The organism is Rubrobacter marinus, from assembly GCF_011492965.1.
Taxonomy (GTDB): Bacteria; Actinomycetota; Rubrobacteria; order Rubrobacterales; family Rubrobacteraceae; genus Rubrobacter_F; species Rubrobacter_F marinus.
On record NZ_CP045121.1, the window covers coordinates 3,955,096 to 3,967,947 of the forward strand.

Here is a 12,852-nt window from a genome sequence, read left to right on the forward strand (position 1 = left end):
TGCGGGCCTCTTGCATGGGCTTATATGTGAACTTTTCTGCTTGCTCCTCGGCCGCCCCCGGAGAGGACGAGCCCTACAGCGCGTCGAGGTCGCTTCGGAGCCTGCCCTCTTCCTCCAAAAGCTCCGCGAGGCGCAGCCTGAGCTCGGCCGATTCGGCCTCGACCTCGGCGAGCCTCAGGCTGAGGTCGCGCTCGCGCGCGGCGGTCTCGGGGTCGCGCCTTCGGGTGCGGTAGCGGTTGCGGATGTTCCGAATTCGCTCGCTCGCGGCCTGTTGGATGCGCTCGCGCTCGGTCTTGAACTCGTCGCCGCCGAGGTACCTGAGCCCCCGCTTTACCCGCGGGTCGGAGAGCAGCTCCGCGATAATCTCCGCCGAACTGTTCTTGACGTCCTTGTCCTTGTTGCCTTCGGCCATCCTCGGGCCTCCCGTGTCTTCGTAGCGCTCGTGCCTACACGAACTTCTTGTATACCCCGATGTTGGTCGTGTCGCGCACGCCCAGGGCGTCCTTCAACTCGTTCAGGGTCGCGCCGCGCCTCAAGAGCCTCACGGCGAAGGTGTGGCGGAGGACCATCGGGGAGACGCGCCACATCCCGACCGCGTCGCAGCGCTTCCAGATCGCGTTCTGCAGCGACTTCGACGTCGTCACCGGCCGGGCGGCCCTCCCTATGACTAGCTCCGGGGTCTCGTCGCGGCGCGCGTCGAGGTAGCGCCTTATGGCCCCGACGGTCTCCGGCGAGAGGCGGCGCGCCCTCGGCGCGAGGTGCGAGCCCGGCCCGCCGAGGGCGACCTGCGCCGCTTCGAGGTCGACGTCGCTCTTGAGGAGGCCCCGTATCTCCCCGACCGTCACCCCGGTGTCGAGCATCAGACGGATCACCACCGCGTCCCGCAGCCCATCGAGGCTGCCCTGCGGGAACGAGAGGAGCTGCTCGGCCTCCGCGTCCTCGAGGTACGTGATCTGCTGGTCCAGCGGCTGGTGCATCGGCTCTATGGGGTCGAAGTCCAGCGACGAGTCCGTGTTGTTGCGCACCCAGTCGAGGAAGCGGCGCACGGCCGCGTCCTTGCGGTACACGGTGAAGCGCTTCCGCTTCCCTTCGAGCAGGTAGTTTCGGAACTCCATCACGAGCCCCACGCCCACCTCCTCGATCTCGCCCACCCCCTTCTCCTCCAGGAAACGGGCGAACTCCTTGAGATCGGCCTCGTAGAACTCGGCGGTGCGAGGGGAAGTGTTCGGATCCTCCGCGAGATATGCGCTGAATTGCTCTACCAGGGGCAGTACTTCCATGGATATATTCTAACCGTAAATACCCGCGCGCCCGGCGGTGCCCCGGCGCGTCGTGCATGAGGAGGACCGATGTCCACGAGCCCCAAACTGTATGTGCGGTCGGCCGCCGCCCTCCTGGCGCTCGCCGCCCTCTTCGCCTACGGCCCCTCGCCGGCGGCTCAGGCCGAACCGGCCTCCTCGAGGGACGAGGCCCGCGCCGTGGCCGGGGTCGAGGCCAACGGCGAGAACGCGGAGACCCCGGCGCTTCCCGGTCCGGAGGACGAAGGCTCGTCCGAGAACGACGCCGAAGAGGACAAGCCCGGGGAGAGGCCCGCGCCGCCGAGCAAGAAGCTCATGCTCACGATCCCGCGCCTCGGGCTGGAGAACGTCAAGGTCGGGGACTCGCCGGATCAGTCCTACCTGGACCGCGAGGGGATCATGCACCTCTCCGGCACCGGCTTCCCGTACCAGAAGGACTCGAACACGTACATCGCCGCCCACGCCATCGGCTACGCCGGGAGTCGCGTCACCTACGCCTTCCGCGACCTCGAAGACATGAAGAAGGGCGACCGCGTGACCGTCCGCGACGCCTCCGGCAAGACCTACCAGTACCGCGTCTACGAGAAGATGATCGTCGACCCCGACGACTTCTGGGTCACGAAGCCCGTCGAGGGCAAGAAGATAATCTCCCTCCAGACCTGCTGGCCCGAGCCCTCCTTCGAGAAGCGCCTCATCGTCCGCGCCGAGATCGTGAGGAAGTAGCCGGACGACGCTGCGAGTGCGCCCTCCCTATGGTTTTGCGGGGATAGCTATATAATCCCGGGCGATGTTCAAGAGCTTCAAGATCTCGCTGCTGCTCGTCTCGCTCGCCCTCCTGGGCCTCGCCGCTCTGCCCGCCTACCCGAGGACCGAGACCGCGTCCCTGGACCTGCGCCCCACGGAGGTCGAGAACGCCCGCACGCTTCTGGGCGAGAACCCGGAAGGCGAGCGGGCGAACCCCCAGAGGCGCGCGAGCGCCCAGGACGGCGCGGGCTCGGGCGGCCAGATCACGCTGAGCATCCCGAAGCTCGGCCTTGAAGACATCGAGGTTCCGACCGCCGACAGCCAGGTCGAACTGGACCAGAAGGGCATCATCCACCTCAAGGACACCGGGGCGCCCTGGGAGGAGGGCTCCAACACGGTCATCGTCGGCCACGCCCTGGGCTTTATGCGCACCGAGATCCCCTACGTCTTCTACGAGCTCGACAAGATGGAGCCGGGCGACGAGATCATCGTCAAGAACCTGGCCGGCAAGGAGTTCACCTTCAAGGTCTTCGACCTCCTCACCGTCCGCCCGGAGGACTACTGGATCACCTACCCGGTCCCCGACAAGACCGTGGTCTCGCTCCAGACCTGCACCCCCATCCCGACCTTCGAGAAACGCCTCATAGTCCGCGGCGAACTGGTGAGTTAGTCCCGAGGGGTATCCGCGTGCCGTTGCTGGTCCTGAGCTGGCCGACGGCCTGAACGACCGGGATTTCTCCATCGCGGGGGAGATCGAAGCCCTCGACGTGGCGCGCTGCGAGGACGACAGGGTAACGACGACAGAGCAGATCCCTCTGCGCTGACGGCGTACCCGGTTTCGACCAGCAGGCTGACAGGCCGTGTTCTACGCCCCGAGCAGGTAGCGCTCCAGGACGTCGTGGGCGGCGTTGATCTCCGCCGTGAGCCGCTCGGCGCGGGCCCTCTTGTCCCCGTCTACGAACCTGTCGGGGTGGTGGCGCTTGACGAGCTCGCGCCTCTTCCTGTTGGCGGCGTCGAGCCCGTCCCCAGGGTTGAGGCCCAGCTTGTGGTACGCGACGAGCACCTCCGGCGGGTACCTTCTCGGGACGTAACCGGGCGCGACGTCCCGCCAGGCGCCGGAGGGCCGCCACGTGGCGCGCGCGGAGCTCCGCTGCCCGTCGTCGGACCGCTCACCGGCGATCTGCTCGTCCCTGGCCTCTTCCTCGGCGCGCCGGCGTTGCTCCGCGGCGCGCCACTCCTCGGCGGCGGCGCGCCGCGCGGCCCCGAGGGCGTCTTTGAGGGTCTCGCCGCGCTCGCGGCCGAAGCGGACCGCATCCCTGAAACGTTCCTCGCCGATGTTCCTGGAGACGAAGCCCCGGGTCAGGCGTCCGAGGCGGCGGCCCAGGCTCACCGTTGTCCGGCGTCGGTATCCGCGTCGGAGAGGGAGCTCGGACGCCGGAGGACCCGCGTCTGGTCGACATCGTCGGCGTCGTCGTCGAAGGGCTCGAAGACCTGCGTGTCGTCGCTCGCGGGGCGGATGACCTCGCCCTGCGTCGTCTCCTCCGCGTCCTCCTGCACCGGGAAGTCGAAGAAGCGGCGGACCCGCTTGATGTCCTCGAGGCCCGTGTTGGCGCGCGAGATCCTGCCCTCCTCCTCCTTGATGCCGTTGTCGCGGGCCTGCTCGGCCTTGCGGATCTCGTCCTGGAGGGAGCGGATGACCTCGTCGGCCCTCTCCTTGAGCTCCTCCTGCCTGCCGCGCGCCAATCCGATCTCCGAGCGGAGCTTGGTCTCCCTGGCGCGGGTGGAGCGCTCGAGGTCCTCGACCTTGATGCCCGCGGCCGTCAGCGTGCCGCGCACGATGCGGACCGCGCTCTCGGGGGAGACGTCCGGCGGCAGATCGTCGATAATCTCCGCCGCCCGCTCGACGGTGAACCCGTAGGGGTGCTGCTCGATCTCGCGCGGGGGCGGTTCGTCGCGCCGCTCCTCCGTCCCTAGCTCCTCGGCGGAGTACATCCGGGTCTCCCCCTCGTCCTCGCCGCCTCCCCCGAACAGCCTGGCGAAGAAACCCTTGCGCTCGCTCACCGTACCGGTGCCTCCTCCGGCAGCCCCGCCTCGAGGCTCCGCGTCGCTTCGTCCAGGCCGCGCCGGAAGTACGAGACCCTGTCCTTTATCGCCACGAGCCCCGACTCCAGCGCGTAGGGCGAGAGGCCCGGGTCGAGGGCGAGAAGCTCGCCGCGCAGGTTGCCGAGCAGACCCTCGATCCCCTCGAGCTGGGCGTTGATCGTGCCTATCGCCGCCGGGACCGCGTCTGTGGCCGCGAGCTCGCCGCGACGCCCCTCGAGCGCCGCCTCGAAGGACGCCCGCAGGGCGGAGCCCTCCTCCAGCGCCGCTACCTCCTCCTGAAGCTCGCGGATACGCCCCTGAACGACCCGCCTATCAACGCTCCCAAGGTGAGCCCTAAGCGCCGCCCTGCGACGCGCGAGCACGGCCGACATCTCGACCTCGTCCAAAACGGTGCTCAGATCATCGGAGAGGAGCAGCCCGTACTCCTCCGGCACGAGCGCGAAGCTCTCCAGCACGCCCTCCTGAAGAGCGATGAGCCGCTTCATCTGCGGGGCCGCGACCTTGTCCATGCGCGACACCTGCCTCAGCATGGCAACGTTCTCCCGCGCCCGGCGAGAGAGCTCCCGACGCTCGTTCCCCTTGCGGTCGAGGAGTCGCTTGCCCGTAAAAAACGACCCGGCGCCCAGAACGACCGCGAGAGGCCATGCCTCGACATAAACCGCCGTGGCCCCCAGGCTAGCGAACGTTCCAAACGGCGCGAGCCTGTACGCGAGCCTCGACAACCCACCGTTACGCCTTCGGGTCACCTACGTACCGTCCCCCGTGCCATGCTCCGCCTTCCGGCCCGAGCCCTCCGCTCCATCTCCGAGGGAGCCCGCGGGCTTTATGCCCATCTGGATCTCCATCATCTCGAGCTCGCGCTCGGCGTCGAGGCGCTTGAGGTCGACCTCGGCCGCGGCGATCTGGCGCTCCGTCTCGCTGGTGCCGAGCTCGCCGACGGCCTGGGCCTCGAAGGAGGCCTGCCTTATGGCCTGGCGGGCCCGGTCGAGGTCGCGGCTGGAGTCGGCGAGCGAGACCGACGAGCGCGCCTCGTTCGCGGCGCGCAGGGCCTTGGCGCGCTGGTGCTCCTCCATGAGCGCCGCCCGCTCGCGCACGATCTCGTTGTACCGGCGCTCCTGCTCGCGGAAGGCCTGCTCCATCTCCTCGGAGTTGCGCCGGGCCTCGACGAGACGGCCCTCGAGCTCGTTGAGCCGGGTCTCGGCCTCCTGCTTCTGCTGGACGACCTCTATGGCGGCCTCCCGCTGCCCCCGGGCGGTGAGCTCGCGGGCCTGGCGCTCCTTCACGACCGCGACCTTGCTCTTCTCGGCCGCGTCGCTCGCGAGCATCTTCTCGTACGCCATCGTCCTGGCCGTCGCGACCTGGAGCCTCTTCAAGTTGTTCAACTCGTCCTGGACGGCGTTCTCCAGGAGAATCTCCGGGTTGCGTCCCTCCACACCCGAGAGGAACCTGCCGAAGAAACCGCGAACCGCCCTCGTGAACCTTCCCATACCCTCCGTCTACCCCCAAAGGGTCGAAGAACAAGCCCGAATCCTGGGAGAGATTATAGCATCGCCCTCTCCCAACCCCGGTACGAGCGACCCCTCCAGGAGGTTTCGCCGCGAAGGGCTTGCGGGGGAGTCGCCCCCTATCGCGCGGCCCCGTAGGTGCCGGTGCCCTCGGTCCTCGCGACGTTTCTGCCCGCCAGGACGATCGCGCTCGGGCTCTCGATCTCGAACGCCGTCTCCAGGGCCTGGCCGGCGGCGACGAGCAGGTCCCCCGCCGTCCTCGCGTCGCGCGGGTAGATCGCCGCCCCCGCCCGCGTCTCTTCGGCCCCGAGGGAGCTCGCCGCGGCGAGGGCCCGCCTCGCCGCGCTCTCGACCGCCCCCTCGTTCGCCCCGCCGAGCACGACCCCGAAGACCGAGCCCTCCCCGAGGAGGAAGGGCTCCCCGATCCTGCCGCGCACCCGGTCCATCAGCAGGTCCACGTCCTCGACCCCGTGCCCGGGGTCCACCAGGAGCACCCCGACCGGGGCCCCGCGGCGCGCCTCTATCTCCGACGTCACCGTCCCCAGCAGCATAGACCCGTCCTCGTCGAGGGCGTAGCCGTCGTCGGGCTCGGACGCCCCCCGCCCCCCGGCCGCGGCAAGCGCGAAGACCCCGGTCAGGGCGAAGGCGGCGAGCCTGAAGAAGACGAGCGCCGGCGCGCCGGAGCCCTCCACGGCGTCCAGGACGTCGGGGAGCATCGCCAGGGCGTAGCTCACGAGCACGGCCACCAGGACCGGCAGGCCCATCCTCCAGGTCCCGTGCAGCGCCGGTGCGAAGAGCAGCGGGAAGAAGAGCACGTAGAGCTCGCTGGAGGCGCCCCCCGTAAAGAACGTCGCCGCGGCGAGAATGACGGCGTAGAGGGCGTAGGAGAAGACGCAGAAGCCCTCGCCGAACTGTCCCTTCGGGAGCAGCAGGAGGGCGACCGCCGCCGTCACGAGGACGGAGACGATCAGGTACAGGGGCACGAAAGAGACGGCGGGATTGTAGGAGTCGCCGTGGACGAGGAGGAGCGAGAGACCGATCCCGAAGAGGTAGAGCAGCGAGAGGCCCTTGAGGACCCGGGCGCTCCTCCCCCCTCTCGCTCTGCCGGTCACGATCGGGGCATGATACGCATCGAGAACGTCCCGCGCCACCCGGCGCCCGCAACCCGTGGTGTGACGCTCAACATGCCGGCACCATCCGTAGCGTCAAGGAGTATCAGGCGTTCTTCGGTAGACGGGCGCGTTCGATCAGGCTCTCCGCGGTATCGCCCCGGGCGAAGGGGGCGACCCCCACGGCGGCCTCGGGCACGGCCGCGCGGAGCCGCTCCTCCACCACGCGGGCGTCCTCCGTCTCCGTGTTGGGGAGGGCGATGAGGATCTCGTCGGGCTCCGGCCGGCAGACGAGGTCGGCGGTGCGCAGGGCGTCGAGCGCCCGGCGCGCGGCCTCGTCGCTCCAGCCGCCCCCGACGCGCAGGGTCAGCACGGAGATCGGCAGCACGAACTCGGAGGAGACCGAGATCTCCTCCCGCAGCGCCCCCTCGAAGACCTCGGGCTCCTGAAGCTCTTTTCTGACCTTCTTGCTCATCTGGGCGGAGTATACATTTACCTCTCCGGGGCGTTGACCGGCCGTTTGGAGACCGCGCCGGTACGCGTATAATCGCCCCGTGACCGAGGGGACAGATATCCGGGGCAGGATCGAGGAGCTCAGGGAGCGCATCCGCTACCACAACCGCCGCTACTACGTCGAGGACGCGCCGGAGGTCTCCGACGCCGAGTACGACGCCCTCTACGGCGAGCTCGAGGCCCTCGAAGGCGAGCACCCCGAGCTCGTCACCGCGGACTCCCCGACGCAGAGGGTGGGGGGCGAGCCCCTCGAGGGCTTCGAGCAGGTCCGACACGCCGTCCCGATGCTCTCCCTCGCCAACGCCCGCAAGCTCGACGACCTCCACGAGTGGGACGCGCGCGTCCGGCGCCTGCTGGGGGAGGACGAGGAGATAGAGAAGCTCCGCTACGTGACGGAGCTCAAGATAGACGGGCTCGCGGTCTCGTTGCGCTACGAGGACGGCCGCTACGTCCGGGGCGCCACGCGGGGCAACGGAACGGTGGGCGAGGACGTGACGGCAAACCTGAGGACCATCCGCGCCGTCCCCGAGGGGCTCTCCGACGACCCGCCCGGGGTGCTGGAGCCGCGCGGCGAGGTCTACATCCCGCTCGACAAGTTCGACGAGTTCAACGGGAGGCAGGAGGCCGGGGGGAAGAGGCCGTTCGCCAACCCGCGCAACCTCGCGGCGGGCTCCATCCGCCAGCTCGACCCGAAGATCACCGCCGAGAGGCCGCTGACGATGTTCTGCTACGGCATCGGCGAGGGGGGCGAGCCCTACGAGAGCCACTCTTCCGCCCTCGACGCCCTGAAGGGCTACGGGCTGCGCGTCAACCCCTACAAGGTCCACGACTCCATCGAGGGGGTGGCGAAGGAGTGCGCCTACTGGGCCGAGCACCGCGAGTCGGTCGGGTACCAGATCGACGGGGTGGTGGTAAAGGTCGACTCCCGCGAGCAGCAGCGGGCCCTCGGCTCGGTCGCCAAGGCCCCGCGCTGGGCCATCGCGTTCAAGTTCGAGCCGCTCGCCGCCCGGACGCGCCTCAACGAGATCATCATCAACGTCGGGCGCACCGGCGCCCTGACGCCGCAGGCCATGCTCGAGCCGGTCAACGTCGGCGGCGTGACGATCTCGCGCGCCACGCTGCACAACGAGGACTACGTCAGGGAGAAGGGCATCCTCGTCGGCGACCTCGTCGTGGTCGAGCGGGCGGGGGACGTGATCCCGCAGGTGGTCCGCGCCCTCGTCGAGGAGCGCACGGGCGACGAGCGTCCCTTCGAGATGCCGAAGGTCTGCCCCGTCTGCGGGGAGCCGGTCAGCCGGCCCGAGGGCGAGGCGGTCACCCGCTGCGTGAACGCCCGCTGCCCCGCGCAGGCCTTAGAGCACGTCATCCACTGGGCCACGAAGGCGGCGATGGACATCGAGGGCCTCGGCGAGAAGGTCGCCACGAAGCTCTTCGACCTCGGGCTCATACGCGACGTCGCCGACCTGTACGGCCTGAAGGCGGAGGAGATCGAGCCGCTCGAAGGCTTCGCCGAGAAGAGCGCCCAGAACCTCGTCCGCTCCATCGAGAAGAGCAAGGAGCAGCCCTTCTCGCGCGTCCTCTACGCCCTCGGCATCCGCCACGTCGGGAGCGTGACCGCGAGCCTTATAGCCGAACGCTTCGACGGCGACGACCTGCTCGCCGGCGTGACCGTCGAGGCCCTGACGGAGATCAACGGCGTCGGCGCGGTCGTCGCCCGCGCCGTCGTCGACTACTTCGCCCTCGAAGACAACCGGGACCTCGTCCGCCGCCTCAAGGACGCGGGCCTGAACCTCGAGAAGGAATCCGCGGGCCCTCAGGATGGCCCTCTTGCGGGCAAGCGCGTCGTCATAACCGGTACCTTGAGCCGCCCCAGGGGCTACTTTGTGGAGAAGCTTGAGGAGGCAGGCGGCACGTTCACCTCCTCCGTCAGCAAGAACACCGACTACGTGCTCGCCGGAGAAGAGGCGGGCTCCAAGCTGGAGAAGGCCAACTCCCTTGGCGTCCCCGTACTCGACGAGGCGGGCTTCGAGGAGCTCCTCACCTAGCCGCGCGGCACGAGCGCGAGGGGGCTGCCGGTCAGCCGTAGCGGGGCGACGACGGACAGCGCCCTGGCAGGGGTATCCGTGGCGAGCCCGGGCGTGAGGCTGTTCGTGAAACCCGGACTCGTGCAGCTGCAGACGCCCACCCGCTCCGAGGCGCGTATACCCGTCGGCCATCGCGCCCCCTCGTGCCGGGAGGAGTAGAACCCAACCCCCGCCGCGCACGGGGTCCGCGACGGCGAAGTTGCCGCTCCCCAGGAGCCCGAAGAACGTCTCGACCCCGCGGGTGAGCAGGGCCCGTCCGATCGCCTCGGAGGCCTTATCGGCCATCCCCACAAAGCGGACCGCCCGCTAGATTCGACCCGGCCACCCGTCTCCCGTACTTCGGTTCTTCCAGGGTCTGCGCCCTACCCCTGCTCTTGCGCCCTGGCCCGCTCTATGTAGGCCTCGGCCTGCTCCGCGGACTTGTAGCTCAGGGAGCCTCCGGTAAGCGGGTTGCTGATCTCGTAGTGCCCGCCGGCCTCCTTGTCCACGATGACGGGAAAGTAGCGCTCCCCGACCTGCTTGATGCCGTACTCGGTACGTCTCTCTCCGGCCTCGCTCAAGATCTCACCTCCGGTATGGGGCCTCGTCACCATCATACGGGCTCGGCGGAGCGATCCGGGATCGCCCCCCCACCCTGGGTTCCGGGAGCACCAGGGTCGAGGCCCTTTATTGCGCGGCGTCTCTGGCCTTCGCCACCGTCCTGTTGTTGACGAACGGCAGGGAGGCGAGTGAGACGACGAGCATCACCCCCGCCGCGAACCAGAAGGGGGCCGAGAGCCCGAAGCTCCGGGCGAGGAGGCCCCCGATCAGGGCTCCGAAGGCTCCGCTACCGACGCCTATCAGCCGGTAGACGCTCGTCACCCGTCCGAGCAGGCGGTCGGGGATGAGGGTCTGGCGGAGGGCGAAGGTTAGGACGTTCCAGGAGAAGGCGGCGAAGCCGTCGACGGCGATCATGGCCCCCACGACGAAGGGGTTGCCGCTGAGGGCGACGCCGGCGAACGCCGGACCCTGCACGAACATGACCGCGAAGAGAGCCCGGCCCGTGCCCAGGAGAGCGCCGATCCTCCCGGCGAGCAGGGAGCCCAGAAAACCCCCCACGCCCCCCGCGGTGAGCAAGAGCCCGTAGCCGACGCCGCCGAGGCCGAGCACGTCCTGCGCGTATAGCACCAGGACGGAGAACGTCGCCGAGAAGACGAGGTTCCCCGCGCCGAGCATGAGCGCCAGGGCGAGCAGGAGCCGGTGGCGCGTCAGCCATCCCACGCCCTCCGCTATCTCCGACCACAAGCTCGTCCCCCGGGCGCCCCCGTCCTCCGAGACGCGGAAGCGTCCCCGAAGCGCGAGGACCAGGGCGGCGGAGGCGGCGAAGGTCCCGGCGTCGAGCAGAAACGGCAGCGCGGCGGCGACGGCGAAGAGCGCGCCCCCTATGGGGCCGCCCGCGAACTGGTTCGTGACGAGCTCCGCGGCGAAGAGCCGCCCGTTCGCCTTCTCCAGCTGATCCTTCGCGACGACGGACGGCATGATCGCCAACGAGGCGTTGGCGAAGAGGGTCTCGGAGGTCCCCAGGAGGAAGAAGACGGCGTACAGCAGGGGCAGCGTGGCCCAGTCGGCCATCACGGCGAGCCCCAGGATGCCCAGGATCACGCACCGGAACAGGTCCACGGCCCCCATTGTCAGCCGGCGGTCGAGCCGGTCCACGAGGGCGCCGCTCGGGAGCGAGAAGAGCAGCCAGGGGAGCTGCTGGGCGAAGAGTAGGCCCGCGACGAGGACGGGGTCCCGGGTCAGCGTCGCCGCGAGCAGGGGTCCGGCGACGAGCGTGATCCCGTCCCCCAGGTTGGAGATCGTGCTGGCCGCCCACAGCTTCCGGTACTCCGGGCCGAGCGCGCCCCGGGCCACCCCCTACTCTCCCGCTACCCCGGGCCCTATGAGCGCAGGTCTCCTTCGCCCGTCAGCGAAGCCACCTCGCGGGGCGTCAGCTCCTCGCGGCTCGGGGCGCCTAGGGTGACGCGGCGGACGAAACCCGCCCCTTCGAGGCGGGGCTTGTAGGTGGGGAAGGTGAGCAGGTGGTAGCGGCCGGGGCCGCGTCCCCTGCGGGAGGGGCGGTGCTCGATCCACAAGAGCGGGCGCGGCAGGTCCGGGAGCCCGTCGAAGCGGTCCCGCACCACCTCCGCCGCGAGCCGCTCGACCATCTCCTCCCCCCGGCCCTCGGGCAGGTCCGTGCAGAGGACGACGGGGGCGTCGCCGGGCGCGCCGCCGTAGATCCGGATGCGGCACCAGCCGACCCCGTAGCGGTAGCACCTGCCCTGGTGGATGTAGTCGTACAACGGCTGCACCGCGCCCGTCCCCTCCTTCAGGGTGCATCCTCGAGCGGCCCGAAGTCCCTGGCGTCGGAGGAGTCGTAGATCTCGACGCTCTCCCCGCGCCGCACCATGCGCTTGCCCAGCCGCGGAAAGTCCGCGTCGAGAGCCTCGCCGCCCATGGGGTAGACGAGCTCCTCCTCGTACGGGTTGCGCATGTGGTGGGCCACCTGCGGGGCCGGGAAGCCCATGAAGTCGCCCGCGCCCACCTCGAACTCCTCGCCGTCGATCTCCGCGACGCCGCGCCCGGGGATCACGCCTACCACTCCTCCCGGTAGTGGGAGTGGTAGGCGAACGACTCCTTTCCGGCCGGAACGCGCGCCAGGCTCACCCCGACGCGCGACATTCCGACGGGAGAGCCAAGCCGAACGCCGGCGATCTCCGAGTTCGGGTTCCACGGATGGGAGAAGCGGAACGCCTGCTCGGCCGCCCTTACGAGAAACTTCCCCGGATCCACCCCGTCACCTCCCCTGGAGCCGCCCCGAGGCGGCCCCGTCTCTCAGCCGTTGTCGGAGCCGGAGCTCTCTCCCGGACGGTCGACGACCCGATCGATGACGCCGTACTCGACGGCCTCCTTGGCGCCGAGCATGTAGTCGCGATCGGTGTCGCGCTCGACCTTCTCGTACGGCTGCCCGGTCATGTTCGCCAGAAGCTCGTTGAGGCGCTGCTTGGTGCGCATGAGCTCGCGGGCGTGTATCTCCACGTCCGAAACCTGCCCCCCGAGCCCCCCGCCGATGCTCGGCTGGTGCAGCAGCACCCGCGTGTTCGGCAGCGCGCTCCTCTTGCCCTTCGTCCCGGCCGCGAGCAGGAAGGCGCCCATCGAGGCGGCCATCCCCAGCGCCGTCGTCGCCACGTCGCACGAGACGAACTGCATGGTGTCGTAGATCGCCATCCCCGCGTACACGCTGCCGCCCGGGGAGTTGATGTAGATGTTGATGTCCTGGTCCGGGTCTTCCGAATCGAGGTGCAAGAGCTGCGCCATGACGACGTTCGCGACCTGGTCGTCCACCGGGGTGCCGAGGAAGATGATCCTGTCCTTCAAGAGCCTGGAGTAGATGTCCATCGTCTGCTCGCCGCGCGGGCTCTGCTCCGTCACGTAAGGGATGACCATACGGGGATCCTGCTGCATCTACGAGCCTCCT

At 69.5% G+C, this 12,852-nt stretch carries 16 protein-coding genes and 1 pseudogene; 3 read left to right on the top strand and 14 right to left on the bottom strand.

Translation table 11 applies throughout. The annotated features are described in order from the left end of the window. Window positions 1-73 precede the first annotated feature (73 nt). Together GBA65_RS20295 and GBA65_RS20300 are read right to left on the bottom strand one after the other, a co-directional pair. Complete coding sequence (locus GBA65_RS20295; protein ID WP_166398088.1) at window positions 74-412, bottom strand: hypothetical protein; 339 nt, start codon at window positions 410-412, stop codon at window positions 74-76. Between the two features lie 34 nt (window positions 413-446). Beyond that, window positions 447-1,280, bottom strand: coding sequence for a tyrosine-type recombinase/integrase (locus GBA65_RS20300; protein WP_166398089.1), 834 nt, complete (start codon window positions 1,278-1,280; stop codon window positions 447-449). 69 nt (window positions 1,281-1,349) lie between these two features. Here GBA65_RS20300 and GBA65_RS20305 point away from each other — a divergent pair, with 69 nt between their 5' ends. Both GBA65_RS20305 and GBA65_RS20310 read left to right on the top strand, forming a co-directional pair. Beyond that, window positions 1,350-2,021: a class E sortase gene (locus GBA65_RS20305; protein ID WP_166398090.1), complete on the top strand. Its 672-nt coding sequence runs from the start codon at window positions 1,350-1,352 to the stop codon at window positions 2,019-2,021. A gap of 64 nt (window positions 2,022-2,085) precedes the next feature. Then, complete coding sequence (locus tag GBA65_RS20310) at window positions 2,086-2,712, top strand: sortase (protein ID WP_166398091.1); 627 nt, start codon at window positions 2,086-2,088, stop codon at window positions 2,710-2,712. Window positions 2,713-2,907: 195 nt separating this feature from the next. Here GBA65_RS20310 and GBA65_RS20315 read toward each other — a convergent pair whose 3' ends face one another. The 6 genes from GBA65_RS20315 to GBA65_RS20340 all read right to left on the bottom strand — a co-directional run bounded on the left by GBA65_RS20315 (window position 2,908) and on the right by GBA65_RS20340 (window position 7,234). Continuing rightward, window positions 2,908-3,432, bottom strand: coding sequence for a J domain-containing protein (locus tag GBA65_RS20315; protein WP_166398092.1), 525 nt, complete (start codon window positions 3,430-3,432; stop codon window positions 2,908-2,910). After that, window positions 3,429-4,103 carry a hypothetical protein gene (locus GBA65_RS20320; RefSeq protein WP_166398093.1) on the bottom strand — a complete coding sequence of 225 codons (675 nt, stop codon included), beginning with the start codon at window positions 4,101-4,103 and terminating at the stop codon, window positions 3,429-3,431. The genes GBA65_RS20315 and GBA65_RS20320 overlap by 4 nt, the downstream gene beginning before the upstream one ends. Beyond that, window positions 4,100-4,675, bottom strand: coding sequence for a hypothetical protein (locus GBA65_RS20325; RefSeq protein ID WP_166398094.1), 576 nt, complete (start codon window positions 4,673-4,675; stop codon window positions 4,100-4,102). The genes GBA65_RS20320 and GBA65_RS20325 overlap by 4 nt, the downstream gene beginning before the upstream one ends. Window positions 4,676-4,891: 216 nt before the next feature. Beyond that, window positions 4,892-5,632: a PspA/IM30 family protein gene (locus GBA65_RS20330; RefSeq protein ID WP_166398095.1), complete on the bottom strand. Its 741-nt coding sequence runs from the start codon at window positions 5,630-5,632 to the stop codon at window positions 4,892-4,894. Window positions 5,633-5,769: 137 nt separating this feature from the next. Next, the gene (locus tag GBA65_RS20335) at window positions 5,770-6,762 is read right to left on the bottom strand and encodes a hypothetical protein (RefSeq protein ID WP_166398096.1); all 993 of its coding nucleotides are present in this window, start codon (window positions 6,760-6,762) and stop codon (window positions 5,770-5,772) included. Between the two features lie 103 nt (window positions 6,763-6,865). Continuing rightward, window positions 6,866-7,234 carry a diguanylate cyclase domain-containing protein gene (locus tag GBA65_RS20340; RefSeq protein WP_166398097.1) on the bottom strand — a complete coding sequence of 123 codons (369 nt, stop codon included), beginning with the start codon at window positions 7,232-7,234 and terminating at the stop codon, window positions 6,866-6,868. Window positions 7,235-7,313: 79 nt separating this feature from the next. Between GBA65_RS20340 and ligA the strand changes: the two genes are divergently transcribed. Beyond that, a complete protein-coding gene (gene ligA / locus GBA65_RS20345; protein WP_166398098.1) occupies window positions 7,314-9,317 on the top strand; it encodes an NAD-dependent DNA ligase LigA in 2,004 nt (667 codons plus the stop codon). On the opposite strand, the gene GBA65_RS20350 is transcribed toward ligA, so the two are convergent. The 6 genes and pseudogenes from GBA65_RS20350 to GBA65_RS20375 all read right to left on the bottom strand — a co-directional run bounded on the left by GBA65_RS20350 (window position 9,314) and on the right by GBA65_RS20375 (window position 12,839). Continuing rightward, window positions 9,314-9,457, bottom strand: a complete 144-nt coding sequence (locus GBA65_RS20350) for a hypothetical protein (protein WP_166398099.1) — start codon at window positions 9,455-9,457, stop codon at window positions 9,314-9,316. The two genes, ligA and GBA65_RS20350, sit on opposite strands and share 4 nt — an antisense overlap. A gap of 261 nt (window positions 9,458-9,718) precedes the next feature. Further along, window positions 9,719-9,916, bottom strand: a complete 198-nt coding sequence (locus GBA65_RS20355) for a hypothetical protein (RefSeq protein ID WP_166398100.1) — start codon at window positions 9,914-9,916, stop codon at window positions 9,719-9,721. 106 nt (window positions 9,917-10,022) lie between these two features. Next, the gene (locus GBA65_RS20360) at window positions 10,023-11,249 is read right to left on the bottom strand and encodes an MFS transporter (protein ID WP_207955976.1); all 1,227 of its coding nucleotides are present in this window, start codon (window positions 11,247-11,249) and stop codon (window positions 10,023-10,025) included. A 26-nt stretch (window positions 11,250-11,275) separates the two neighbouring features. Next, window positions 11,276-11,686 carry a hypothetical protein gene (locus tag GBA65_RS20365; RefSeq protein WP_166398101.1) on the bottom strand — a complete coding sequence of 137 codons (411 nt, stop codon included), beginning with the start codon at window positions 11,684-11,686 and terminating at the stop codon, window positions 11,276-11,278. A 17-nt stretch (window positions 11,687-11,703) separates the two neighbouring features. Then, window positions 11,704-12,167 (bottom strand): annotated as a pseudogene (locus GBA65_RS26900) (cupin domain-containing protein). A 42-nt stretch (window positions 12,168-12,209) separates the two neighbouring features. Continuing rightward, window positions 12,210-12,839 (bottom strand): ATP-dependent Clp protease proteolytic subunit, encoded by a 630-nt coding sequence (locus GBA65_RS20375; RefSeq protein ID WP_266096526.1) that lies wholly within the window; start codon window positions 12,837-12,839, stop codon window positions 12,210-12,212. Between the last annotated feature and the right edge of the window lie 13 nt (window positions 12,840-12,852).

Bases quoted from the DNA above. Each gene is read 5' to 3' on its own strand.
- GBA65_RS20295 (WP_166398088.1), bottom strand. From the start codon at position 412: ATGGCCGAAGGCAACAAGGACAAGGACGTCAAGAACAGTTCGGCGGAG.
- GBA65_RS20300 (WP_166398089.1), bottom strand. From the start codon at position 1,280: ATGGAAGTACTGCCCCTGGTAGAGCAATTCAGCGCATATCTCGCGGAG.
- GBA65_RS20305 (WP_166398090.1), top strand. From the start codon at position 1,350: ATGTCCACGAGCCCCAAACTGTATGTGCGGTCGGCCGCCGCCCTCCTG.
- GBA65_RS20310 (WP_166398091.1), top strand. From the start codon at position 2,086: ATGTTCAAGAGCTTCAAGATCTCGCTGCTGCTCGTCTCGCTCGCCCTC.
- GBA65_RS20325 (WP_166398094.1), bottom strand. From the start codon at position 4,675: ATGCTGAGGCAGGTGTCGCGCATGGACAAGGTCGCGGCCCCGCAGATG.
- GBA65_RS20330 (WP_166398095.1), bottom strand. From the start codon at position 5,632: ATGGGAAGGTTCACGAGGGCGGTTCGCGGTTTCTTCGGCAGGTTCCTC.
- GBA65_RS20340 (WP_166398097.1), bottom strand. From the start codon at position 7,234: ATGAGCAAGAAGGTCAGAAAAGAGCTTCAGGAGCCCGAGGTCTTCGAG.
- GBA65_RS20375 (WP_266096526.1), bottom strand. From the start codon at position 12,839: ATGCAGCAGGATCCCCGTATGGTCATCCCTTACGTGACGGAGCAGAGC.